The organism is Turicibacter sp., from assembly GCF_017941855.1.
Taxonomy (GTDB): Bacteria; Bacillota_I; Bacilli_A; order MOL361; family Turicibacteraceae; genus Turicibacter; species Turicibacter sanguinis.
Genome location: NZ_JAGAVR010000035.1, coordinates 39,996 through 65,812 on the forward strand (window position 1 = coordinate 39,996; position 25,817 = coordinate 65,812).

Annotated in this window: 22 protein-coding genes; 6 read left to right on the top strand and 16 right to left on the bottom strand. The window is 33.4% G+C overall.

The window, feature by feature from the left end; all coding sequences use genetic code 11:
* Positions 1-11: 11 nt before the first annotated feature.
* The 4 genes from J6D32_RS05705 to pulA form a co-directional block, all read right to left on the bottom strand.
* The gene (locus J6D32_RS05705) at positions 12-941 is read right to left on the bottom strand and encodes a 3'-5' exoribonuclease YhaM family protein (RefSeq protein ID WP_006785686.1); all 930 of its coding nucleotides are present in this window, start codon (positions 939-941) and stop codon (positions 12-14) included.
* Positions 931-2,409, bottom strand: a complete 1,479-nt coding sequence (gene hemZ, locus J6D32_RS05710) for a coproporphyrinogen dehydrogenase HemZ (protein WP_006785685.1) — start codon at positions 2,407-2,409, stop codon at positions 931-933. The genes J6D32_RS05705 and hemZ overlap by 11 nt, the downstream gene beginning before the upstream one ends.
* 129 nt (positions 2,410-2,538) lie before the next feature.
* Entirely contained in the window at positions 2,539-2,724 is a 186-nt protein-coding gene (locus tag J6D32_RS05715) for a metal-sensing transcriptional repressor (protein WP_006785684.1), read from the bottom strand.
* A gap of 12 nt (positions 2,725-2,736) precedes the next feature.
* Entirely contained in the window at positions 2,737-4,866 is a 2,130-nt protein-coding gene (gene pulA, locus J6D32_RS05720; RefSeq protein ID WP_006785683.1) for a type I pullulanase, read from the bottom strand.
* 542 nt (positions 4,867-5,408) lie between these two features.
* Here pulA and J6D32_RS05725 point away from each other — a divergent pair.
* Positions 5,409-6,041: a YczE/YyaS/YitT family protein gene (locus J6D32_RS05725; protein ID WP_006785682.1), complete on the top strand. Its 633-nt coding sequence runs from the start codon at positions 5,409-5,411 to the stop codon at positions 6,039-6,041.
* Positions 6,042-6,087: 46 nt separating this feature from the next.
* Here J6D32_RS05725 and J6D32_RS05730 read toward each other — a convergent pair whose 3' ends face one another.
* Together J6D32_RS05730 and J6D32_RS05735 are read right to left on the bottom strand one after the other, a co-directional pair.
* The gene (locus J6D32_RS05730; protein WP_006785681.1) at positions 6,088-7,848 is read right to left on the bottom strand and encodes a helicase-related protein; all 1,761 of its coding nucleotides are present in this window, start codon (positions 7,846-7,848) and stop codon (positions 6,088-6,090) included.
* 177 nt (positions 7,849-8,025) lie between these two features.
* Positions 8,026-10,128, bottom strand: a complete 2,103-nt coding sequence (locus tag J6D32_RS05735; protein WP_155062257.1) for a sensor domain-containing diguanylate cyclase — start codon at positions 10,126-10,128, stop codon at positions 8,026-8,028.
* 382 nt (positions 10,129-10,510) lie between these two features.
* Here J6D32_RS05735 and J6D32_RS05740 point away from each other — a divergent pair, with 382 nt between their 5' ends.
* The gene (locus J6D32_RS05740; protein WP_006785679.1) at positions 10,511-11,617 is read left to right on the top strand and encodes a DEAD/DEAH box helicase; all 1,107 of its coding nucleotides are present in this window, start codon (positions 10,511-10,513) and stop codon (positions 11,615-11,617) included.
* 41 nt (positions 11,618-11,658) lie between these two features.
* On the opposite strand, the gene J6D32_RS05745 is transcribed toward J6D32_RS05740, so the two are convergent.
* The 6 genes from J6D32_RS05745 to J6D32_RS05770 all read right to left on the bottom strand — a co-directional run bounded on the left by J6D32_RS05745 (position 11,659) and on the right by J6D32_RS05770 (position 18,171).
* Positions 11,659-12,219, bottom strand: coding sequence for a chromate transporter (locus J6D32_RS05745; protein ID WP_129821185.1), 561 nt, complete (start codon positions 12,217-12,219; stop codon positions 11,659-11,661).
* The gene (locus tag J6D32_RS05750; protein WP_009607470.1) at positions 12,216-12,794 is read right to left on the bottom strand and encodes a chromate transporter; all 579 of its coding nucleotides are present in this window, start codon (positions 12,792-12,794) and stop codon (positions 12,216-12,218) included. Before J6D32_RS05750 ends, J6D32_RS05745 begins: the two co-directional genes overlap by 4 nt.
* A gap of 151 nt (positions 12,795-12,945) precedes the next feature.
* Positions 12,946-14,376: a glycoside hydrolase family 32 protein gene (locus J6D32_RS05755; RefSeq protein ID WP_129821186.1), complete on the bottom strand. Its 1,431-nt coding sequence runs from the start codon at positions 14,374-14,376 to the stop codon at positions 12,946-12,948.
* Between the two features lie 25 nt (positions 14,377-14,401).
* Positions 14,402-15,370, bottom strand: a complete 969-nt coding sequence (locus tag J6D32_RS05760) for a carbohydrate kinase family protein (RefSeq protein ID WP_006785008.1) — start codon at positions 15,368-15,370, stop codon at positions 14,402-14,404.
* Between the two features lie 84 nt (positions 15,371-15,454).
* Positions 15,455-16,831 carry a sucrose-specific PTS transporter subunit IIBC gene (locus J6D32_RS05765; protein ID WP_009607469.1) on the bottom strand — a complete coding sequence of 459 codons (1,377 nt, stop codon included), beginning with the start codon at positions 16,829-16,831 and terminating at the stop codon, positions 15,455-15,457.
* Positions 16,832-17,178: 347 nt separating this feature from the next.
* A complete protein-coding gene (locus J6D32_RS05770) occupies positions 17,179-18,171 on the bottom strand; it encodes a LacI family DNA-binding transcriptional regulator (RefSeq protein WP_287467386.1) in 993 nt (330 codons plus the stop codon).
* Between the two features lie 135 nt (positions 18,172-18,306).
* On the opposite strand from J6D32_RS05770, the gene J6D32_RS05775 reads away from it, so the two are divergent.
* The gene (locus J6D32_RS05775) at positions 18,307-18,738 is read left to right on the top strand and encodes an Hsp20/alpha crystallin family protein (RefSeq protein ID WP_006785005.1); all 432 of its coding nucleotides are present in this window, start codon (positions 18,307-18,309) and stop codon (positions 18,736-18,738) included.
* Between the two features lie 47 nt (positions 18,739-18,785).
* Here J6D32_RS05775 and cysK read toward each other — a convergent pair whose 3' ends face one another.
* On the bottom strand, positions 18,786-19,718 hold the full coding sequence (gene cysK / locus J6D32_RS05780; RefSeq protein ID WP_055165086.1) for a cysteine synthase A: 933 nt from the start codon (positions 19,716-19,718) through the stop codon (positions 18,786-18,788).
* A gap of 76 nt (positions 19,719-19,794) precedes the next feature.
* Positions 19,795-21,006 (bottom strand): M20 family metallopeptidase, encoded by a 1,212-nt coding sequence (locus J6D32_RS05785; protein WP_006785003.1) that lies wholly within the window; start codon positions 21,004-21,006, stop codon positions 19,795-19,797.
* A gap of 431 nt (positions 21,007-21,437) precedes the next feature.
* Here J6D32_RS05785 and J6D32_RS05790 point away from each other — a divergent pair, with 431 nt between their 5' ends.
* From J6D32_RS05790 to J6D32_RS05800, 3 genes are read left to right on the top strand one after another with little or no spacing between them, the layout of a single operon-like run.
* The gene (locus J6D32_RS05790; protein WP_006785002.1) at positions 21,438-22,538 is read left to right on the top strand and encodes an MGDG synthase family glycosyltransferase; all 1,101 of its coding nucleotides are present in this window, start codon (positions 21,438-21,440) and stop codon (positions 22,536-22,538) included.
* Positions 22,535-23,230: a polysaccharide deacetylase family protein gene (locus J6D32_RS05795; RefSeq protein WP_055165081.1), complete on the top strand. Its 696-nt coding sequence runs from the start codon at positions 22,535-22,537 to the stop codon at positions 23,228-23,230. Before J6D32_RS05790 ends, J6D32_RS05795 begins: the two co-directional genes overlap by 4 nt.
* Positions 23,227-24,282 (top strand): lysylphosphatidylglycerol synthase transmembrane domain-containing protein, encoded by a 1,056-nt coding sequence (locus tag J6D32_RS05800; RefSeq protein WP_009606504.1) that lies wholly within the window; start codon positions 23,227-23,229, stop codon positions 24,280-24,282. The genes J6D32_RS05795 and J6D32_RS05800 overlap by 4 nt, the downstream gene beginning before the upstream one ends.
* Positions 24,283-24,317: 35 nt before the next feature.
* Here the strand turns inward: J6D32_RS05800 and J6D32_RS05805 are convergent, their stop codons facing one another.
* Positions 24,318-24,737, bottom strand: a complete 420-nt coding sequence (locus J6D32_RS05805; protein ID WP_006784999.1) for a DUF2871 domain-containing protein — start codon at positions 24,735-24,737, stop codon at positions 24,318-24,320.
* A 90-nt stretch (positions 24,738-24,827) separates the two neighbouring features.
* The gene (amrS, locus tag J6D32_RS05810) at positions 24,828-25,817 is read right to left on the bottom strand and encodes an AmmeMemoRadiSam system radical SAM enzyme (RefSeq protein ID WP_287467388.1); all 990 of its coding nucleotides are present in this window, start codon (positions 25,815-25,817) and stop codon (positions 24,828-24,830) included.

Here is a 25,817-nt window from a genome sequence, read left to right on the forward strand (position 1 = left end):
TCAGTCTTTTTTTATTTGTGTTTATAAAAACGGCGATTATCGAGCATAGGAACCCGTTCACTCATTTGAGAAATTTCGCAAGTTTTAAAAGCCGTCTCAAGAGCCGTCATTTTCGCAGAAACAACATCTAAGTAATGAACTAATTCTGCTTCTGCAATCATTGGTTCTTTTGGTGATCCCCATTCTAATTTACCATGATGTGCAATTATCATATGTTTTAATAAGATAGATTCTTCTCCCTCGCACTCTAGTTCTTTAGACATTTCATCAATGAGTGACACCATCATGCTGATATGCCCCACCATTAACCCTTCTAAGGTATATTCCGTGCTGACAAGATTTTCACATGTCATTTCAAATAATTTCCCCATATCATGTAAAATAATACCTGCATACACTAATTCTCGATTCAGCATCTCATACATGTCACAATACACGGCTGCGATTTTCAACATTTCATAGACATGTTGTGCAAGTCCTGAAATAAAAGCATGATGCATACGACTTGCAGCGGGATGACGGTAAAATTCAGTCTCATATTTGCTTAAAAAGGCATTTACAATATTTTTATAGTACCCCTCTTGCATTTGATTGACAAACGTTTCGATGTTGCTTTTTAAGACATCTGCTGGATAAGCAGAGGCCATGACATATTTAGAAATATCAAGATCCCCTTCTACGGGCTCTACTGTTTCGATATTGATTTGTTTTTGGGTATTATAAAGTTGAATAAGACCTTTAACCTTTACAACTTGGCCTGGATGAAATAGCGTTATTTCTTCTGGTTTAACACTCCATTTATTTGCGAAAATAGTACCCGTTTGATCAACAAATTCAAATCTTAAATATGATTTTTGCGCTGCATTTTTAGCGACGTTAACAGATTTGATTAACACTTGGATGGTTTGAACTTCTTTTACTTTTAAATCTTTAATTTGCATGGGTATCACCTATTTCTAAACTTTCAATTAGCGTTTCAATTTTCTTAGTTGCATACGTTTGATAAGAATCAATATACGTTTTTAAGTCTTTTGGATTATGAACTGACGTTCCAATTAAGTATTTACTCGAAGCTCCAACGCCAAGACCTAAAATATTTTGAGCTTCTTCCATAATTAAAATATTATAGATGCTTTCATGTCCTTCTTTGGAATACCCAATGTTCTCCATATTAGCGGAAATATTTTTCTGACGGTATAAATAATAAGGTAAATACTGTTGTTCTTTTGCAAAATCATACGTCATTCGACTCATACGTTCTAACTCTTCTTTACTTGCTGTCGTATATAACCCGCGATTTTGAGTAATTTTTGAACTACGTTTAAAGGCTAACATATGAACCGTCAATGATTCAGGTTGAAGTTCTTCGATTTGACTTAATGTATAGGCTAATTCTTTTTCTCCTTCATCAGGAAGCCCAACAATTAAGTCCATATTAATATTATCAAAATCGTATTCTTTAGCCATTTTAAATTTATCTATGACATCTTCTACCGTATGATGGCGACCAATACTGTCAAGCGTTGCTTGATTAAATGATTGCGGATTAATGCTGATACGATGGATGTCATATTCTTTTAATAATGATAATTTTTCGGGTGTAATGGTATCTGGACGTCCCGCTTCTACTGTGATTTCACGAACTTCAGAAGCATTAGCCACGTGTTCATATACCGTGATTAATAGTTTTTCAAACTGCTCTTTTGTTAAAGAAGTTGCTGTTCCTCCACCAAAGTAAATGGATGTAATTTTGAGTTGACGTTCTTTAATGAACGCTCCAACTAATTTAATTTCTTCTAGCAGTGCTTCAAGGAAGGGTTCAATCCATTTTTTGAACGGTTCTTGTGCATATGCTGGGAAGGTACAATACGCACATCGTGTCGGACAGAATGGAATTCCAATATAAAGACTAATTTCATTTTGGATGGTATGTAAGTCTGGAATAACTTTTAATTGGTGGTTCGCAACATCAAGTAATAAATTGATTTTTTCATCACTGACTAAGTATTCAGCCTGCATGTATTCTTTAATTTCTTGATCGGAATAACCTCGTTTTTTCATTCCGTGAACCAGTTTTGTTGGACGCATTCCGTTTAACAGTCCCCACGCCTGAATATGGCCGGTATGATGTTGTAATAGGAGTAAATAAACGGCTAAATAGGCATACTTACGTGTCTTTGATTCATTTGCTTCAAGTTGACGACGAATCGTTTGAACGTCTTGATTTAACGTTCCTGTGACGATTAGTTCATCTCCTTCTTTTTTTTCTTCATAATAAAAGATTAGGTCCGGCTGTTCTGATTCATTAATGGTTGAACTTGTAAAAAATGTCTGATTCAATACTTGCATGGCATTTAAAATTAGAGCATCTTCTACACCTAAAATCTTGATGTTTACTTGATTTGTCATCGTAACACTCCATTTCTCTAATAAAAAATCCTTAGCAGTGCTAAGGATTTTTCCCTATCTACTTCTGATAACCAAATCAATTGCCTCTTCTAATACTTGATTATCTTTATTCTTTGCTTCAATATACTGCTAAATACTATTTTCTAGATGATTGGCCACTGTATAACCAATGGCTCGATCAATGGCTGTTTTAGCAGCATTCATTTGATGAATAACCGAACGACAATCTTTTTCTTCTTCAATCATTCGAATCATTTCTCTATTTTGTCCTTCGACCCGTTTTAATCGATTGATGATATCTTTATCTGCTTCCATGTGGGATCTCCTTTATTTGACGATAATCGTTGTACTTAGAGGTTCTATGCTAAGCTCATTTCCAACTTCACCTAAAGAGGTTAAACCACTTTTAGAGGCATTTGCAATGATTTGTAATCCTTTTGTCATCACCGGAATTTCTACTGATCGATTTTGTGTATTGAAGAAGACATGAATTTCGTCCCATTCACCATATTCTTTAACATTTTTCAAAGTATATTCTATCACAGAATGATGATGTTGAAAAATACGAAGATGTTTTTTTACTAATAAAGAATTAGAAAATCTAAAAGCGCCATGTGCCTTTCTAATTTGAATGTATCCTCTTATCAAATCGATGCTTGATTGGTGTGATTTGGCCTCTTCCCAATTAATCGCATTAATTTCATCTGGCATATTATAGCTATTCTCAATTCCTTTTTTACTTCTAAAGAATTCTTGTCCAGACTGGATAAAAGGAATCCCTTGCGCAAAAATAACCATGGCTGTCGCTAATATTTGACGTTTTTGACGAATTTCATCACTCTCATCACCATTTGAAAGTTGCATGCGATCCCATAACGTGTGATTATCATGACATTCAATGTAGTTTATACTTTGTGAAGGTTGATAAAACATATACGTTTCTCCTTCACTTAATCCAGAACTTCCTGCTAATAATTGTTTTCCCACATTCGCATATCCAAAGTTTCCAAGTGCTAGGCCACGCTCTTGATGATTAAAAGTATGACCCTTTATATTATCTCTAAATGAGTCGTTAAAGTGTCCAATTTTAGGCATTTTATAAGCGTTGAATTTAGCTGCTTTTTGATTTTGAGGAAGTGGCGTATTCATATCCCAGCCTTCTCCATAAATCAAAATCGATGGATTTAATTCCTCACATAATTGATGAATTTCATTCATCGTATCTACATCTATAATCCCCATTAAGTCAAATCTAAACCCATCAATTCCATATTCTTCAACCCAGAATTTTACAGAGTCTAATACAAATTTGCGAACCATTAATCGATTAGTTGCTAAGTCATTTCCACACCCTGTTCCATCTGATGGCATTCCTTGATAGTCATAGCGATAAAAGTATGTTGGAACCATTGCATCAAAAGGAAAAGTGCGTCGTTCATATACGTGATTGTATACCACATCCATAATAACACCAAATCCATTTTCATGTAGTGTATTAATTAATTTTCTTAATTCATTAATACGAGCATACGGATTCGTGGCATCTGTTGAATAACTTCCTTCTGGAACGTTGTATTGAACAGGATTATACCCCCAGTTATAACTTTTTTGTGGATTTAATTCATCAACACCTTCAAAATCAAATATCGGAAGTAATTGAATATGGGTCACACCTAAATTTTTCAAATAATCTAGTCCTGTATTACTCCCTTCTAACCATTCTGTTAAGCCTAAATATTTCCCTTTATGCCTAATGAATTCATCATTAATTGTAAAATCTCTGACACTAAGTTCATAAATAATGGCATCTGTTGGTTGATTAAGTTGGGGTCTAATATCATGATTAATTGTTTCGCATAAAGCGGGATCAATAATGACACTATAAGTCGCATTAGCAGTCGATGCGATGCCATATGGATCAATGGTTTCTTGTTTAACGAGATTATTTACGATTTCATAACGATAACGATATCCCTCTAAATCTTGATAAACCGTTAATTCCCAAATTCCTTTTGATCTTCGTTTCATTTTGCGATAATGCGTCACATCCTCTTCATAAAGGACTAGTTGGACTTGTGTCGCTGTTGGCGCCCATAATTTAAAGCGTGTCATTGTCTTAGAGTAAGTCGCTCCTAAATCGTCTCCAGTATAATAAAAACGCTTATCGAATTCATCTGTTCTCGCAATATAGCCTAAAAATAAATAGCTATCATTATTATAACAATCCATGACCCTATATTCTTGCCCTACTTCAACAAACCCTTGAATCGATAAAATATATTTTAGCTCATTTCCAAAATCAAATTTTTCTTCTACTTTTAACTCGAGTACTTCCTGATTCATTAGATTAACTAATCTAAAAGGTGCAATTTCCCCTCCATAATAACTCTTTGGTACTAAGATCGTAATTTTATTATATTCATCTAAGTATGATGAAAACCTTCCTTGAATATTCATTATTTCATGCCCCTCCTAACTACTATTCTTTCTATCTCATGATTCACCTTCATCTTTGACTATTTTTTATTGATTCATTCATTTCACCTGATCAAAATATAAAATAAGGCGCTTTAATATATGTTATTTTTACCCCCTAAAAATAGTACGAACTCATACATCAATTTTACCATTTTAATCTTTTATTAACAATAATTGTAATTTTTTTGAAATGTTTTTTTAATTTTTATCTGCAATTTTCTATAAAAAATATATGTTTTTTTGTCACATTTACTTCGTGCAAAAAAACATCAAAAACATTGGTATTATAATAAAAACGGATACACTAAACCTCCACATTGTTTTAAAAAAATAAATAAAATTTGATAATAGCAACAATGTTTTCGCTTACTTTTTAATTGACAACTCCTATTTGTTTTTGTATGATATTACCTGAAATTAATAAATTTAAAGCGCATGCAATTCGAATATAGAACATGTCTTAAATTCACATTTTTATCAATCGTTATCTAAAAGTAAAACACACTATCGGAGGGACTATAATGAAACAAAAGAATTTCAAAAATTTTATCTTTAGAATTTTATGCTTTATCGTGGGATGCTTCATCATTCAAATTGGAGTTTCATTCTTTATCAAATCAAATACTGGAGTAGACTCAGTCACAATCTTTATGCAAGGTTTATCAAATATTCTTCACATCACGGTTGGTCAAGCAAACATGCTATTCATGGGAATTGTCTTTGTTGGTATTTTAATTTTTGCGCGTGAGTATATTCGTTTAGGAACATTCTTAGCTGTTGTTACAGCTGGACCCTTTTTAGATCTTTTAAATCAATTATTCGATCCACTTGGAATTGAATCATTACCTTTAATCGTTCGATTAGCTATCGTTGCAATTAGCTGTGTTGTTATTGCAATTGGATTCTCAATCTTAAAATCAGCTAATTTAAGTGTTGCACCAACAGACCAATTACCAATTATTATTTGCGATAAATTAAAGTGGCAATATAAATGGGTTCGTATTACATTTGATGTTATCTTGGTTGTTCTTGGATTCACGTTAGGTGGGAAATTAGGTCTTGGAACAATTATTGCAACATTATTAATCGGACCTTGTATCCAATTCTTCTTAACTCCAATTGAAACAAAAATTACGCAATTAAGTCGCGCTTAATAGTTAAAAGAGCATCTATCTCATAGATAAATGCTCTTTTTTTGATTTAAAGACAGTGTAATAAATAATTTAATTTTTTACTAATTTTCGCTCGTTCTCGGTATACCCAATTCACATCAAATATTAAATTAAATGATTTTGAAAAATTATAATAGAGATTAACTTCTTGATAATGAATCTCTAACAAATCGAGGTCTTCTGAGTGAATTTTTGGCTTAGTTAATTCGAAGTTCCCATCAACAAACACTTCCTCAATAAAGAACAACAATAAATTTAACAATTCTGGATTTGTAAAATTAATGGGGAGTTTCATCACTTTCCATTGATCGTTTTGCGATAATTTATAGGGCTTAATTTGTTCTAAAATAAATAGATAATGGCTAACATCCATTTTTTGATAATACGAAAATTCGTCATAATACATAGACCATATCGCTAACTTTTCAATCAATGGAATCCCTTTTATTTGAAGTAATAATTCCGTCGGTCCAATGATTGCTTTCTCAATCAATCGATCTTCGCACTCTAATTTTTCTTGAAGCCTCCCCAAATACTCATCGATACTCGTCACATATCCAACTTCATAGATTCCTTTCCTTCCAGCCCGACCTGCAATTTGCTTGACCTCTTGTGACGTTAACTCTCTAATATCTTCACCATCAAATTTTTTTAAACTCGTAAACACAATACGTTTAATGGGTAAATTAACTCCCATTCCAATCGCATCTGTTGTAATTAACAATTCACTTTCTCCACTACTAAACATCGAATATTGTAACCGTCTCACCTCAGGTGGCAGATCGCCATAAATGACACTGACTTTATAGCCTCGATCTTGATAATATCGTGATAGCTCCAGAACTTTTTTCTTAGAAAAAGCAATTAACGCATCTCCAGCAGAAGGATTATTCATTTGATACGGCGTCTGCTCTAGTTTCAAAGGAGTATTCCGATAATATTCTTTTATCTCGTATTCCTCACCACAATCCTCAATTAATTGAATTAATAATTTTTTTGTATTTAAAGCACCACAAATATGAATGTCTTGACTCATTAATCCTAAGATTGCTTTTGTCCAAGACGCCCCTCTAATAACATCGCCTATTAACTGAACTTCATCAATCACGGCTACATCATATAATTGATTCAAATCTAATTTTTCAATCGTACAGCTAATATGATTAGCATTCGTGACGATAATTTCTTCTTCCCCTGTTAAAAGATGACAGGGAATTTGAGACTGATTTAGATTTTCATAATTTTCTAAAGCTAGTAAACGTAAAGGTGCTAGATAAATGCCGCGCTTAGATTTTTTCAAAGCCTCGATCGCATGATAAGTTTTTCCTGTATTCGTTTCTCCAAGATGAAGATAAAACTTTCGCTTCATTTGCCTCGTTTTTTTATATTCATCTTTTGGGTTAATTGGGAGATAGCATTGAAAATCATGATTCATTAATCTAGGAAGATAAATACCTTGTAGCACACATAAAATTCCACTGTTAATAAAAGCCTCTTTGTAAGATGAGGTGAGGTCTTCAAAATTATAATCGGTTTGATTTTCTTCATTGTAATGACTTAAGATTTTTCGTGAAATATCGTTTAATAACAATACATAGTCATTATATAAAATTTCTCCCCCGTATTCTTCCATATCTGGTAGTTGTTTTAATATTTTAATTTTTTTTCGGATGAGTGCTTCCTCATTCATTAACAGATGAAGCGATGCTTTTTTGCTATTTTCTTGTAAATGTGAAAGATGTATTCGAAGTTTTTTAATTTCTTTTTCAATTCCGTGACTTTTTTTCATTAGGCACCTCTCTCACGTTTTGCCATCAAGCCTCATAGAGGTAATAAAATTCCTTACTAAATCTTATGCATGTGCCCCCTTCTTTTATCACATCAACACTCTAGTATAAGCCTATTTAAAATAAATCTTAAGTGATGAGTCTTTTAAGGTTAATAAAAAAACTACTACTTAATAAAATTAAGCAATAGTCTCCTTATTTTCAAGCATGCTGTACGGCGTCACTTTATTACGTCCTGTCGTTTTAGAATAATACATAGCCAGATCAGCAAAATGAATGCCTTCTTCCGCAGATAAAGAACCTTGTTCGTATTCATAAACGCCAAAACTAGCCGTAATTGAAGGAAAGTGCTCTTTTATTCTTTTTACGCTAAGGGTTAACAATTCTTCTCTGATTTTCTCAGCAAATACTAATGCCTTCGACTCAGTATAACCTTGCAAGAAAATAACAAATTCTTCTCCTCCATATCGTCCGATATGAATATTTGAATTAACTTTCTTTGTTAAAAGTAATCCTACTTTTTGAATCACCTCATCTCCAACTAGATGACCAAATGTGTCATTAATCTTTTTAAAGTGATCAATGTCTAACATTAAAACACAGCAGCGATCATTGTGAGCCGATTTAAGCATTTGTTCCCCTTTTTTTAGAACTTGAACTCGATTATTTAGACCTGTCAATCCATCATAACGAGCTAAGTAATTTGCCTTTTTATATAATTTAGCATTTTCAAGCGCGATAGCAATGTAAGATGCTAATATACTTAACTTGCTTAAATCACGCTCTGAGTATTGATTTTTCTCATAACTTTGAATGGTAATGTAACCTTTTACCTCATCTTGAATGAGTAGGGGACAACATAATAAGGATTGTATTCCCTTCTGAAGTAAAATGGTTTTATCTTTTTCAAGATGATAGTGTTTGTACTCTGTTAAAAGATCATGGATAATTAAACTTTTTTTATGTTTAATACAGTAGACACCTAAACTATTTTCATCATCAAGTTGGATATGCCCTGAATCCACATAGTCCCCGTCTTGCATATAGATAGCATATTTTAAACTTTCTTCTTCCTGATTTAATTCTGTTATCGCCATGACATTAGAACTAATCAAGTTAGCTAATTCATCGTGAATTCTTAATAATAGTTGCTTATAACTTAAATTCGTTGTTAAGGATTGACCAATCGATGAAATAATTTGAAGTTCATCATATAGCGTTTTAATAATTCTTAATTCATATGCAGACATTTCCTGTGTTAACTTTTTACCCCATAACTCAGTTCTAGCTAATTCTAACGTTTTTTCATGCTCATACTTAATTTCATAATAGTTTAACGCCTTTTCAAAATCATGGATTGCTTTATACAACTCAATCAATGTCCCACATAATTGTGAGAAAAAGAGTGGATCAACTTTTCGATTGGCCTGTTGATAAGCTTTTAGCAAATAATCCTCGGCTTTTTCATATCGCTTTTGTTGCAAACAGATTTTTGCCCATTCCAAATACGTCTTCATTTTTTCCTGTTTTAACTGATATTGAATCGCAATTTCTTCACTCTTTTGAAAATTCAAGTCACTTCCTACTTCATCCCCCATACTATGTAGCAGTCGTGCCTTTAAACGGAATGAATCAGCAAATGCAATCGGATAACCTAATTCATAAGATCTCTTGATTACGTCATCTAAGATGACTTTAGATTTTTTCAAATTACCCTCTACTAAACATAATTCTGCTTCCGTTTGTAAAAAAACTAACTCATTCATTTTCGTTGTGTTAATGTTTAAATAATTAACTCTTTCTTGAACTTCTCGAGCTTCTTTATATTTTTCTAATCTTAAATAATGAATCACGGTATTTCCTAAAAGATGAGCCACATATTTTGGATCTTCTAAACCTTCTGAAAGTTTAATTCCTTTTACTCCCCATTCTTGACTCTCCGTATATAGTCCGGTGTGAAAATACACGCACATTAACGCATTACATACTGATACCATTCCATCAACTGCGTTTAAACTTTCATAAATCTGATAAGACTCTAACAAATAATCAATCGCAATATCATATATCCCATCTTCGCCACTGAACCATGCTACCACATGAAGCATGCCGGCCTGTGCTAATTTTAATTGATGTTTTTTAGTAAAGATTAAAATCTGTTCTAAATCAGATAAAGATAATTTTTTTCCACGTTTTTGATCCCCTAAAATTGACATTAGCTTTAAAATGTATGATTCATCCTGTAATAATTTATCGCAATATAATTTGATATTGTGATTCATGCTAGTCACTACGATCACTCCCTGTATCAGCCCATTTCTCTTCTATTCTCAACTAACCAAAGTTTAACACATTTTTTCTTTTGTTTTGTGTTTTACCTCCTATTTCATACATTTTATTGCATTTATTAGTAAATTATCATCATCTTTATTGATTAATCCGCCTTTTGTGTGCAAATGAACACTTTTTTTATCATTATTTTAGAGTTAAAATAGTCTTATAAGGGTTCATTGGGGAATGAATTCTTATTGAGGGTAGTGTTAGATATATATCGTTCTTTGACCATCTAGGTAAGATGGTCTTTTTTTAAATTGAAAATTAGGTAAATCTATCAGACTATGGTATGATTAAGGTAATAAATTTAACAACGAGAGGTAATTCAATATGAACTTTAAAACATTAGGTGTTAGTGATGATCTGATTCAAGTTTTAAAAAAATCTGGTATCACTTCACCTACTCCTATTCAAGAACAATGCTATCCCTTAATTAAAAATTATAAAGATGTCATTGCTCAAGCCCAAACTGGAACTGGAAAAACATTAGCATTCTTACTGCCACTTTTTGAAAATATTTCACCTGATATCGAAGCAACACAAGCTTTGATTATTACACCAACTCGTGAATTAGCCTTGCAAATTACAGAAGAAGCTAATAAACTAGCAGAAATTCGAAACATTAATGTTTTAGCCGCATATGGAGGTCGCAACATTGGTTCTCAATTAAATAAGCTAAAAAAATCAATTCATCTGATTATCGCAACGCCAGGTCGCTTAATTGATCACCTAGAACGTCAAACGATTACTTTAGATAAAGTCAAATCTGTTGTTATTGATGAAGCAGATCAAATGTTATTAATGGGATTTAGAAATGAAGTGGATCAAATCTTACGTCAAACGCCAAGAAATAGACAGACCTTATGTTTTTCTGCTACAATGGCACCAAACGTTAAACGTCTAGCGTACCGTTATTCATATGATCCAACAATGATTACGATTGAAGCTAAAAAAGTTGCTGTTGAAAGTATTAAGCAAGAATTAGTTGAAACGACGGATCGTTGGAAGGCTGATGCACTTTGTCAAGTTCTTGAAGAAGATAACCCATTTTTAGCGATTATTTTCTGTCGTACGAAACGTCGTGCTGATCAATTATTCGCTAAAATGAAGCAACGTGGTTTCAATACCCAAGTCATTCACAGTGACATTGCTCAAAATAAACGCGAGCGTATTTTAAAGTCATTTAGAGAGGCTGATTTACAATATTTAATTGCAACAGATGTAGCATCACGTGGCCTTGATATTAGTGGAGTGACTCATATTTATAATTATGATATCCCTGAAACACCAGAAACTTATATTCATCGTATCGGACGTACAGGTCGCGCTGGTGAAGAAGGGTATACTTGTTTATTCGTTGCTCCAAAAGATGACTTTGAATTAAATGCTATTGAACGTAAATTACGCTTTAATATTCCAAGACGTCATTTAAAATAATAAAAAAGAACAAGTCATATGACTTGTTCTTTTTTATTATTTTAAATGAATTGTAGGATAACGGAAATTCCTCCTGCTATAAGCATGACCGTAATCGGATTAAGCTTAAACTTACGAAGTCCAATTAAACTAAGTATAAAAAGAATCACAGACACCACCTGAAGATGATTCAAATTCGGTGGCCATATTTCCTCCCCAAAAAAAGATAAACAAATAATGGATACACCTGCACTAGCAATTAATGCGACAACGGCAGGACGTAAACCGAACAGAATCCCCTTTATAATCGGTAATTCTTTGTATCGCTGATATAAAAAGGCTAAGGTTAAGACAATGATACAAGATGGAGAAACACACCCCATTGTTGCAATAATGGCTCCTAGAAGTCCTGCAATTTGCATTCCAACAAAGGTTGCAGCATTAATTACAATCGGACCCGGGGTCATTTGCGAAATCGTTATAATATCTGTGAATCCCGTCATACTTAACCAACCATTTTGTACAACAACTTGTTCCTCTATCAGAGGTAATGCCGCATATCCTCCTCCAAAACTAAATAGACCTATTTGAAAAAAACTAAGAAATAGTTTTAGATAAATCATTCTGTCACCTCATCTCCCTTTGTTTCTCTATGTTTATGAACTGAAAATGCTCCGATTAGTGCACATGTGATGATAATTAAAATTAGATTCACATTGAAAATATAACTGAGTATAAAAACGATTAACATCATCCAAATCATCTTTTTCCCACTATCTTTCACAAGATTATTTGCCATGCCAAAAACAACATCTACAATAACAGCTCCAATCGCTGCTTGCATTCCAAACATCAATGCACCCACCAAAATACTTTCTCTAAACAATTGATAAAACATTGAAATAACCGATAAAATAATTAAAGGTGGTAAAACTGTCGCTAAGATAGTGATAAATGCTCCTAAAATTCCAGCTAATCGATATCCAACTAAAATGGCAGCATTAACCGCCATTGCCCCTGGTGCTGATTGTGCAATTGCAGTCAAATCGAGCATTTCTTTTTCATCTAACCACTCTAATTCATTAACAAATTTCTTTCTCATTAATGGAACAATGACATAGCCACCACCAAAAGTAAAAGCACTCAAACAAAACGTTGAATAAAATAGTTTAAAGTAAAAATTAGCGTCCTTTTTCATACTCTCTCTCCCATATCAAAGCTATTTCTATCATTATAACACGTTTAGAATTTTACTAAAGTATAATTTCCATATTTTATATCATTATGTTAATTTGTTAGTTAGGTATGTGTAAAAAAAGAGAAATCACATGTGATTTCTCTTTTTTACATTATAATTGCCATTTTACAAGATTAACTTGCCCTTCACCTTCAAGAACTAAGTTTTGATCAACTTCCTTATTATAAATACGAGTTGTAAAGACTTCTGCTCCATTATTTAAATAAACTTCTACGATTGAATGATCGGAATAAATATGAAGATTTTCAATCGTGTCAACCGCAACCGAACGTTCATCACGCCCATATCCACTTTCACCTAACGCTAATGTAAAAATACCATTTTCATAAGATAATTTTAAATCTTCACGAAGTGTAAGTCTAAATTTCGTTGAGTTAGTAAATTCTAAGTTTAATTCAAAAGCATAGTTTTCGAATAATTCAATTTCCTTCTTTTCACCTAAAGATAAATTATTCATGGCAATTTCTGATTGACGCATCGCTTTTAGTTCGTCAACAGGTAATTGATAAATTTTATCACCTTTTAAGACAAGTTGACGTGGAAGGGTTAAACAATGTTGCCATTCATTTTCAATCGTTGGATTCTTATGTTCAATTGCATCCGGAACACCTGCCCAACCATACATAATCACACGTCCATCATGATTAATAAATGTTTGTGGCGCATAAAAATCAAATCCGCGATCTAGCTCATCAAATTCTCCTAGATTTAAAACATGTTTAGATTCATCAAATGAACCAATCGCATATCCACTTTGATAAACATTATGGAATTTTAATCCTTTAGCGTCTATTCCTTGTGGTGAGAACATAAAAACATCTTTACCTTCTAACTTGAATGTATCTGGACACTCCCACATGAATCCCATGTCATCAAGTCCACCTGCAGGAACGCTTAATAATTTCCAATCCGTTAAATTAGTTGATTGGTATAGTAAAACATATCCTTTATTGTCAACAGAACGAGCTCCTAAAACCATGTAGAACATTCCATCTTCTTCCCAAACTTTTGGATCACGAACATGAAGGCCCATATTTTTAGGATAATCTTCATTTGTTAATAAAACTTGTTTTTCTGAAAAGTTAAATCCATCACTTGATTTAACCATAATTACATTTTGTTCACGTCCTGTTAAGATGTAATCATGATTCCCCTCATGTTTAACATTCCCTGTATAAAATAAGTACATTTCATCATTATGAATAATGGCTGAACCCGAATAAACTCCATCAACATCTGCCGCAATATCTGGATATAAGGCAATTTCATGCTCTGTCCAATTTACCATATCTGGCGATGTATAATGTCCCCAAAATTTTAAGCCACCCTTTGCATCAAGTGGAGAGTATTGATAAAACACATGGTATAAACCTTTAAAATAACATAATCCATTCGGATCATTAATCCATCCCATTGGGGCCATAATATGATACTTATTGCGCCAAGCATCCGTTGTAACTTTATTCATTACTTCGTGTTTGTGGGCTTCAATTTCTTTAATAAACTGCTCTTTTGTCATCATGCTCTAGCCTCCCATTTTTTATAGCTTAGCGATTCATCATTTCAATAACTGCTTCTGTTGTTGGTAAGGCTGCAATTGCACCTTTTTTAGAAACTGTTAGTGCTGCTGTTGCGGCTGAAAACGTTAAGATTTCTACTACTTTAGCTTCATCTAAATTCACTAATTCTTCTAAGTTTGTCGCTGCTTTTGAAACTTGATATAAGAATGATCCGATATAAGAGTCTCCTGCCCCAGTCGTATCTTCTGCTTTTACCTTAAATGATGGAACTGAAATATTACGTTCTTTCGTAATAAATTCTGCACCCTCCGTCCCCTTCGTATAGATGACAACTTCAACTTGACCAACAAATAATGATTTTAGTGCTTCTTGTTCGTCTTTAATTCCTGTGATAAATTCTAATTCCTCATCACTAATTTTCACGATATTTGATAATGGTAAGAATTCTAAAATAGCTTGACGGCAAGCTTCTGGTGTTTTCCATAAAGGTAAGCGAACATTTGGATCGAAACTGATGATTCCATTATGCTTCGTTGTATATTCAATCGCTTTTTTATGTGCCTCTTTAATTGGAGCATCAATTAGGCTTACTGAACAGAAGTGTAAGATAATTCCTTCTTCAAAATCTTCTTCACAAATTTCTTCAGCACTTAATAACATATCTGCACTTGGATTTCGATAGAATGAGAAATCACGCTCTCCATCTTCTTTTAATGATACAAATGCTAAAGCTGTATTCGCCTCATTTGTACGACTAATGCGTGACACATCAACACCTAAAGGCTTAACTTCTTCTAAGATGGCATCTCCAAATCCATCTACCCCTAACTTGGTTAACATTTGTGCACGACCACCTAATTTTGCAACGGCTGCTGCCACATTTAATGGTGCTCCTCCTGGAACACGCACAAATCCTTCAACGTCTTTTAAAGCGACTCCTTTTTGTTGTGGAATAAAATCAATTAATGCTTCTCCGATTGCAATGACTTTTTTCATGATACCGTTCTCCTTTTCTTTATATACGCAAAAATGAATAGTGGGAAACTCCCATTATTCATCTTTGATCTCAATATTTAAATATTAGTTTTCTTCTTTAATTCCAAGAATCCATGTTGCAATAAATGCACCTGCAAGTGCAATTCCCATTGCGATTAAATAATTTAACATTGTTCCTGGTGCAGTGATAGCTAAGGCTGGTAATCCAGTTACACCAACAGCTGTAAATAATACTTTAGTCATCACAACATATGCTCCACCTAAAGCACCACCAATTGCTGCCCCGATAAATGGACGACCATACTTCATATTTACACCGAAGATTGCTGCTTCTGTTACACCGAATAAGCAACTAACTGCCGATGGTAAAGCGATTGCTTTTGTTTTAGCATTTTTAGTCATAAAGTAAACTGCGAATGCTGCCCCACCTTGTGCCACGTTTGCCATTGCCCAGATTGGTAATAATGGATTGAATCCAGTATTTCCAATTAACTCTAATTCAACAGCATGGAAACTATGGTGAATCCCAGTGATAACAACTGATGAATAAGTTCCACCTAATAATAATCCTGCGAAGATTCCAAAGTTATTTAGGGCATACGTGAAGAATGTTGAGATTGCTCCACCTACTGTGTTAGCGATTGGTCCGATAACTACTAAAGCTAAGAATCCAGTTACTAGGACTGTAATTAATGGAGTTAATAAAATATCTAACATCTTAGGTACGAATTTACGAGTATATTTCTCAACATAAGACATAACAAAGATCACAATTAAGATTGGTAAAACAGTTCCTTGGTATCCAAGTAATGGCATATCAAATAATCCCATAACACTAACTGTTTCATATCCTGTCCCTTGTGTCCAAGCATTTTGTAAAGCAGGGTGAATCATAATTCCCCCGATTGTTGCTGCTAAGTAAGGATTACACTTGAATTGTTTTGCTGCAGAGATTGCAATTAAAATTGGTAAGAAGTTAAAAGCTGCTGATGAGAACATATCTAATAACATGAACCACCATTCTTCTTTTAAATGTCCTAAACCAACTTTATCAACAACTCCTAAAATTCCCATTAATAATCCAGCGGCTACAATTGCAGGAATAATTGGAACGAAAATGTTTGATAACATACGGCAGAAACGTTGGAAAGGATTTAATTTTTCCATCGCAGCATCTTTAACATCCGCCGTACTCATTTCTTGAATTCCAGCAAGTGATGCTAATTCTGCATAAACGCGATTAACTGTCCCTTGTCCAATAATAATTTGGAACTGTCCAGCCGTTGAAAATACACCTTTTACAATATCCATTTTTTCAATCGCAGCTTGATCAACCTTTGATTCATCTTTTAAAACTAAACGTAAACGTGTTGCACAATGTGCAGCACTATTAACATTCTCTGCTCCACCAATAGCAGAAAGGATAGCTTTTGCTACTTCAGCATAATTTTGATTTGCCATTGAGTACTCCTCCTCAAATTTCATATTTACAAGCTCTACTTTAAGATAATCATTTATTCGGGACATTATCTTAAAGATTAGATCGACCCCATGATAGGTCTCATAAGATTAATATTTTCATAAAACGATTCTCTTATAGCGTTGATTAACTCTTTTATCTTACTCATTCACTCTTAGAACACGCTTTCTTATTTTACAAAAGAATGAGAGAACGTTCCCACATTCTCTAATAAAAATATTTGCGCTTACTCATTGCTTGGAGCAAAATAAACTATATTAACTGATCCCTACCTTAAGGGAACGTTCCCACCGCGGATAAAAAATAATAATCTCCATTTCGAAGATTATTATACACTATCTCTTTCAATAAGTCTATACGTAAAAATAAAATTGCTTTCACAATTTTTAGTAGATGATTTCCCTTGTTGAATATAATCAACTAATAACTTAGCTCCTCTAACGCCTAACGTTTGAAAATAATAATGAACGGTTGTTAATTTAGGCGTAACTAATCCTGCAATTTGTGTATCACCAAGTCCCATCACAGAAATATCCTCAGGAATTTTATATCCCGCTTCTTTTAGATACTCCATACATCCAATGGCCAAATGATCAGTTACCGCGAAAATAGCAGTCGGTCGACGCTTTAACTCCATTAACTCTTTTGCTAAACGATACCCACTTTGCTGAGAGAAATCACCAATTTGAATTAAATTCTCATCAATTGCTATTCCTTGAGCCATTAACTCATCTTTATATCCTCTCTTACGCTCAACCCCAACTGCCACGTCATATTCACCTACTCCAATAAATCCAATTGATTCATGGCCTTTTTCTAAAAGAAACCTAACAGCATCTCGGCTCGCATGATAGTCATCGTGAATAATACATGGATAATTTTCAACTCTTTGTGCTAAAACCACAATCGGGACATTAAGTTGATCCATCAACTCATAATGCTTAGGTGTTATTTCTGTTGCCATGAAAATAATACCATCGACTTGATAACTACGAAATACTTTTAAATAGTCCATTTCTTTTTCAATCGATAACTCACAATTTCCAATCAACACTTCATAACCATACTTACTTAACTCTTTAGTCACTCCCTCAACAACGCGGGCTGCCGTTTCAGTACTGATTTTAGGAACAATAACACCGATTAAATTTGTTTTTTGTGTTCTCATAATTTGTGCTTGACGTTTTGGAACAAATCCTGTTTTTTCAATCACTTCTTTAATTTTCGTACTGGCATCTTCGCTGACATAGCCATCATTTAAATATCTTGAAACCGTCGATTTAGAAACGCCGGCTAACTTTGCAATCTCCACAATATTCATTTTTATCACCATATAATAAAATATTAGACCTCTTTAATGTTAGCATAAATTAACGTCTAATCATAGAGCACATTTCGAGGCAATCACACATATAATAAGAAGAAAATCTAAAACAGCTAAAAAGGAGGCATTTTTATGTTTAATTTGACACCTTTTAAAAATCAGACTAATCAAGTTTCTAGTGGTAATGGTTTTTTTGATCTTTTTAATCAGATGGAAAATATGATGTTCAATTCATTTCAATCAAGCTTTAATACAATGAACAACACCTCTTTCATCGATCAAGGTTCAGAATACATCTTTACGCTAACTCTTCCTAATTTAAAAAGAGAAAACATTCAACTTGTGGTTGAAGATCAACTCTTAATTTTAACAGTTAAACAAGAATATCAGGCAACGCAAGATGGGGCTCAAAGTTATCAATCTAGCTCTTTTTCTCAAACATTCAATTTAGGCGATGTTGAAAGTAATAAAATTACAGCTAGGCTCAATCAGGATACCTTAACTATTATCTTCCCCAAAAAAGCAACTACCGTAATTAACCGTCGTGTCATTAACGTTCTATAAAGTAAAAAAGACGATTTTCACTAAAACGTGAAAGTCGTCTTTTTTCATTACAGTTCATAAAGACCTGTTGATAAATATCTCTCTCCTGTATCCGGACATAAAACAACAATTCGTTTAAATGCAAATGCTTCTTGTTTTGCTAGCTCAGTCGCTGCAAAAATCGCTGCTCCTGATGAAATACCAACTAATAATCCTTCTGATTTGGCTAACTTTCGCGATGTTGCAATAGCATCCTCATCGCTAACTTGCACAATGTCGTCGATAATCGATTCATTTAAAATTTTAGGAACAAAGCCTGCTCCAATTCCTTGAATCTTATGAGGTCCTGGTTTTCCTCCTGATAAAACAGGCGAACTTTTCGGCTCAACAGCAATAATTTTAATATCGGGATTTTTCTGTTTCAAAACTTCACCAATACCGGTAATCGTTCCCCCCGTCCCAACCCCTGCTACAAACACATCAACATTCCCTTCTAAATCATCCCAAATCTCAAGTGCGGTCGTTTGCTTATGAATGCGCGGATTAGCTGAATTTTCAAACTGTTGTAAAATAATTCCTCTAGGTGTGCTAGCACATAATTCATTTGCTTTAGCGATAGCGCCCTTCATTCCGTCACTGCCTTTTGTTAAAACTAAATTTGCACCTAGTGCCTTTAGTAAATGACGTCTTTCAAGACTCATTGTTTCTGGCATGACTAAAGTTAGTTGATACCCTCTAGCTGCACAAACAAAAGCCAATCCAATCCCAGTATTCCCACTGGTTGGTTCAATAATAACTGAGTCTTTACTTAATCTCCCTTCCTCCTCTGCTGCTAATACCATCGAATAAGCAATGCGGTCTTTTACACTTCCTGCAGGATTGAAATACTCAAGTTTAGCAACAATAGAAGCCAAAACTCCTTCTTGCTGATTGTACTGACATAATTCTAACAACGGAGTATGTCCAATTAACTCAATTAAACTGTGCACCATTTTTTCCACTACAATTCCCCCTTTTTTTACTATAGTATACTCAAAAAAAACCTACAATTATGACAAACAAACTAAAAAAGAGTCTTTAGTTGACTAGACTCTTTAACGATTTTAGTTGTTCAAATTCATTTTTTATCTCATTTAATAACGATTCTTCTGTTAATAATCGAAGCCCAATCGAAGCTAAAATCAATGCTCCATCTAAGATAGCTTGATCTCCTACTTTTGAAATAGCAGCTTCTTTAAAGTGTTGGGTATGAATCGTAATGGACTCGTCACAAATTTTAAGTGTTGGGTGAATCGTTGGAACCACTTGGCTCACATTTCCGGCATCCGTTGAACCAATGCTTTTAGCACCTTCTAACTTAACTTCTAACCCTAATCTCTTTGCTTCTTCAATAAATAACTGTTCAAATCGATCACAGATTAACATCTCATGAACTTGATTAAAATCATCGTTATACTTAAACTCGCATCCTGTTGCTTCAGCGCAACCTTTTCCGATGTGTAAAATCTTTTCTTTATAAATTAAACAAGTTTCGTGATGCGCAGCTCGAATATAAAAACTTGCTTTTGTATAATCTGGAATAATATTAGGTGCTTCACCGCCATGAGTAATAATCCCATGATATAAAACATCACGTGGACTTTGTTGACGAAGTGCGTTAACACCGTTATAAAACAAAATCATAGCATCTAAGGCATTAACCCCTTGTTCAGGTGCAGAGGCTGCATGAGAAGCTTTTCCAAAAAACTCAAATTCAATCGGAACAATCGCGAGTGTCGGCTGGGTTTTAGCTGTTGTATGAAAAGGATGAATCATCATACAAACATCAACACCTTCAAACAAATTGGCCGCAACATAAGAGGCTTTTGCATTCCCATGAGGTCCACCCTCTTCAGCCGGCGTTCCAAACACCACAATTTCTCCACCTGTTTGATCGATGATTTGGGCAAGTGCAATCCCTGCCGCTACACTCGTCATCGCGATAATATTATGTCCACACGCGTGACCTAAGCCCTTTAAAGCATCGTATTCAGCTAATAATCCAATAACAGGCCCTTTATTCTGCCCTTTTTTACGTGCAATAAAACCCGTCGGATGAGTCGCAATATTAACCTTCACTTCAAATCCATGCTTGATTAATAAATCGGTTAGCCATTTACAAGCCTTTACCTCTTGATTCCCAATTTCAGGGTTATCATGAATTTCATGACTTAATGACAAAATCTCATCGTGGTTTTTCTCAATCTGATTTTTTATGGTTGTGATGTAAGAGTTAATATCCCTCACCATATCCCTCCTTTAAAAAAATAATCTTTATCTATAACTTTAGATAAATGTTTGACACTTAAAAATTTTTTATTTTCCGTAACCATCGAGGATGTTATATCCTACTAGCGTAGGAATCTTACTATACTCACTACTAAAGTGACCCACACGATTTTAAATTCTATTGTAAAATGACCCCTCGACTATCATTCGTCTTAGTATTCAAAAAAGTTTGAATACTAAGACGAATGATAAAATGATGAATGATATTTCTATTTATATATAGTATGACAATCATCCATACTTTTATTACAATATGCATTAATCTCGAATTATCACCTTAATTCTTAAGGTTTGATTAGAGAATCTTTAAAATTTCTTAAGACTTTTTCTCCTTAATTCTAAAGATTTAACTTTTATAATACTCGTATGAAAAGGAAAAAGGAGAATGTCAAATGAAAATATTAATTTTAACTGCTAAATTTGGAATGGGACATTATTCTGCTTCGCATTCAATCGAACAGCAAATTCAACAAAAATTTCCAAATGCTTCAATTTCAATTGTTGATTTTTTTGAATATTCAGCTCCCAGAGTTTCAAATATCCTGTATAAAAGTTTTAATTTATTAATTAATCGAGCCAGTACTTGCTATAACTTTTTCTATCGTTTGTCAGAAAAAGGAGAAATTAATCAAAAACCTATTTTAGTGGACTACTTTTCACGTTCTCTTCAGCAATTAATAAATGAATTAAATCCAACTTTAATTATTTCAACCGTTCCGTTTTGTTCTCAGTTATTGTCTCACTATGATAAAAAATCGAAAAAAAGAATTCCCTTTGTTACCTGTATCACTGATGTAAGTAGTCACTGTGAATGGATTAATGAAAATACAACCTATTATTTAGTTGCTTCTCTTTCTATCAAAATGGACCTTATTAATAAAGGCGTGCATGCCAGTCAAATACAAGTCATCGGGATCCCTGTTAAGCGCGAATTCAATGAACCGATTGAGTCTTCATTTAAAAATAGTCACAGCTATGAAAAGAAATTATTAATTATGGGAGGTGGTCTTGGTCTCTTACCCAAATCCGAATCTTTTTATGAAGCACTAAATCAATTAAATCATGTTAAAACAACGGTAATTACCGGGAAAAACAAGCGTCTTTTTAATTTATTGCATAATAAATACCAAAATATTGAGGTCATTGGATTTACGGACCAGGTATATAAATTTATGCAAGAAGCTGATTTAATGATTTCTAAACCAGGTGGAATCACGGTATTTGAGGCGATTAATTCTGAAATTCCGTTGCTTGTCTTTGAACCATTTTTACAACAGGAAGTAAATAACGCGAACTTTATTTCACTTCATTGCCTTGGACATGTCATTCAAAAAAAGCAAACAGATTATATTGAAATGGTTTCTAATCTTATTTATGATGCAAAGGCTTTAGATGAGATTAAACGCAACATGCAACAATTAAAAAAACAATTTGATAAAAATGCATTAGAAGAGATTATTTTATCTGTACAGTTAGGAGCGTATGCATCATGAAACTATTTTCTACAATTTTAATCATTTTGTTTATGATCCACTCTATTTTACCAACATATTATAATAAGATGATTAATAAAAACGTAATAAAATCCACACCAAAAAAAGGAATTATGCTAACATTCGATGATGGCCCCAACCCTTTGTATACCCCAAAACTATTAGATTTATTGAAACAACATCAAATTAAAGCAACCTTTTTCGTCGTCACTGATCATGCTTTGCAACACCCTGAATTAGTACGACGTATGCAAATGGAGGGACATACGATTGCCCTTCATTCATTAAATCATCGAAACGCTTGGTTTTATAGTTACATTTATACTAAAAAAGATTTCTCTAAAAGCCTTGAAATCATGGAAGAAATCGGTGTAAAATCTCATTATTACCGTCCCCCGTGGGGACATACGAATCTTTTCACCTATTACTTTGTAAAAAAACACGATTTAACCATGATATTATGGAATTTAATGGTTAACGATTGGGATTACAATAGTATGAGCTTAATTCTTCAAAATAAAATTTTGAATTCAATTAATGACTCCTCTATCTTATGTTTACATGATTCAGGACATGGCGCCTATGCCGATCCTTTAGCCCCAAAACGTATGCTTGAGGCATTAAAAACAACACTTCCACATTTAAAACAACAAGGTTATCACTTCGTTACACCAGAAAGGAGTTCTTTATGAATAGTAAAACAAAGCAATCTTTAAGTCTTTTATTTATGATACTCCTAATGGGTTTGACAAGTTATTTCATTTTCAAAGATCAATCCATCAGTTCGCTTCTCCAAGCACTCAAAACGGTGAATCCATTTTACATTCTATTAGGACTTGCTATGATGTTTATTTTTGTGGCATGCGAAGCAATGAATACTTTTTCCATTATGAAAGCTTTAAAACAAAAGGTTTCATATCTTAAATGTTTAGGGTTTGCTTTCGTAGGATTCTACTTTAGTTCGATTACCCCCTCTTCATCTGGAGGCCAACCCGCTCAAATGTTTTATATGAGTAAAGCAAAAATTAATCTTTCTTACTCTTCCTTAAATTTATTAATTATTACCGTCGTTTATCAAATTGTCATGATGTTATATGGTGGAATTCTCTTTTTAGTCAATCATGACTTTCTCATGACTAACTTAAATGGAATTAAATATTTCTTAATCTTTAGTGTCTCTATTAATTTAATTTTAACGACTGCAATTTTGATGGCAATGTTTTCTAAAAAATTCATTTATCAGTTAATTAATTTTTTAACGACCTTATTGGCCAAAATGAAACTTCTAAAAAATGTTGAAGCAACCCGTCAAAAACTAGAAACACTCGTTTTAGAATATACAAAAGGCGCAGCTTACATTAAAACGCAACCCCTTTTACTACTTCAAATTGTATTGACAACAACGATTCAACTAACTGCCACTTATCTTGTTCCATTTTTCGTCTACAAAGCCTTTCATTTAAATACATATACTATGCTTGAAATTATTTCCTTACAAGCACTCGTTTCATTAGCTGTTTCCTCTATTCCCTTACCAGGTGCAGTCGGAGCTTCAGAAAATGCCTTTATGAGTGTCTTTAAATTATTTTTTGCAAGCCATCTATTAGTTCCAGCTATGTTATTATGTCGTGGAATTAGCTTTTATTCATTCTTATTAATAAGTGGGATCATTTCAATGATTGTTCATATCGTTTTATCAAAAGATAAAACCAATCATCCACCCAGAACGGCTTTATCTTCATAAAAAAAGTGATGCAAATGAGATTTGCATCACTTTTTTTATTTTGTCGCTACACTTCGTTTTAAAACAATAAAGAATAAAGCTAATCCAACCCCTAAACCAATATGTCCAATCCCAGAGATACCAGAAATTGAAGCGTTTAATGCTTTTGATAATTCTGTTCCTTGAACTTGTAAAAATCCACGAACAGCCATCATCATTGCTGATAAAACTAATCCAATATTATAAATAATAAAGAACCACTTGAACATTTTTTGCTCACTTACTTTAAAGATTGCTTCTAAAGCTAACACCACTAAGAAAAATAACATTCCAAGTGTAAATAAGTGGGTATGTAATAATGATAAATTCGTTTGGCCTGTGAATCCTACCATTTTTGTGAACTCACGATAAATAACCCCACAAACTAACGCAACTACTGTGTAAGTAAAAGCGGTATTAACCAATTTTTTCATCATAAATATCTCTCCTCTCAAGACAAAAAATATTTTATCTTCTTCTTGAGAAAAAGTCAAAAATAACACACTTTTTTTAACAATATTTAGTTTTTAAGTTAATATCATTTCAATTTTTGCTCCACAGGTTGGACACTTGGGTTCAGTTAAAAAAACTTTGCTTTCATATAAATTTCTCTCAATCAACAACTCCTGACAATCGGGACAGTAAGTATTTTGATTGAGATTAGCAACATTACCAATATAAACATAATTCAAATAATTTCGAGCAATCGCTTTCGCCTTTATTAACACCTCTATTTCCGTTGCTTGATGATTTAATTTATATTTGGGAAAATATCGACTTAAATGAAACGGAATATTAGGATTAATACTGGCAATAAATTTTGCAATTTCCTCGACTTCCTCAAGTGAATCATTCTCATCACTCACTAGCAACGTTGTAATTTCAAGATGTACTTTATTCGCTACTAGCTTAATGGTTTCAAGAACTGGGTTTAATTTTGCTCCACAAATTTTACGGTAATACTGATTGGTATATCCTTTTAAATCAATATTCATGGCATCAATGTACGGTAATAACTTCATTAATGGCGATTGATTTATATAGCCATTCGTGACCATCACAATTTTTTGATGTGGCATTGTTTGTTTAATTTTTTTAGCGGCTTCATAGACATACTCATACCACATGAAAGGTTCATTATAGGTAAACGCGACGCCAACATGATTGGGTTGTTCAGAAAGAATCTGGCATAACTGTTCAACCGGTAAAGTCTTTGAATGAGGTTGATGTTGTGAAATCTCATAATTTTGACAAAAAGAACAGGTCATATTACATCCAAAACTTCCAATCGATAAAATACAAGTCCCTGGCATGAAATGATACAAGGATTTCTTTTCAATCGGATCAAAAGCTGCTGAGGTAACTTTACCAAAATTAGTTACAATTAATTGTCCATCATGAACCGTCCGAACTTTACACCTCCCCCACTTTCCTTCCGATAAAATGCAAAGATGTGAACATAATTCGCACTGAATTAAATCTTTTTTTCCTTTATAAAACAAAACAGGAGCATCCAT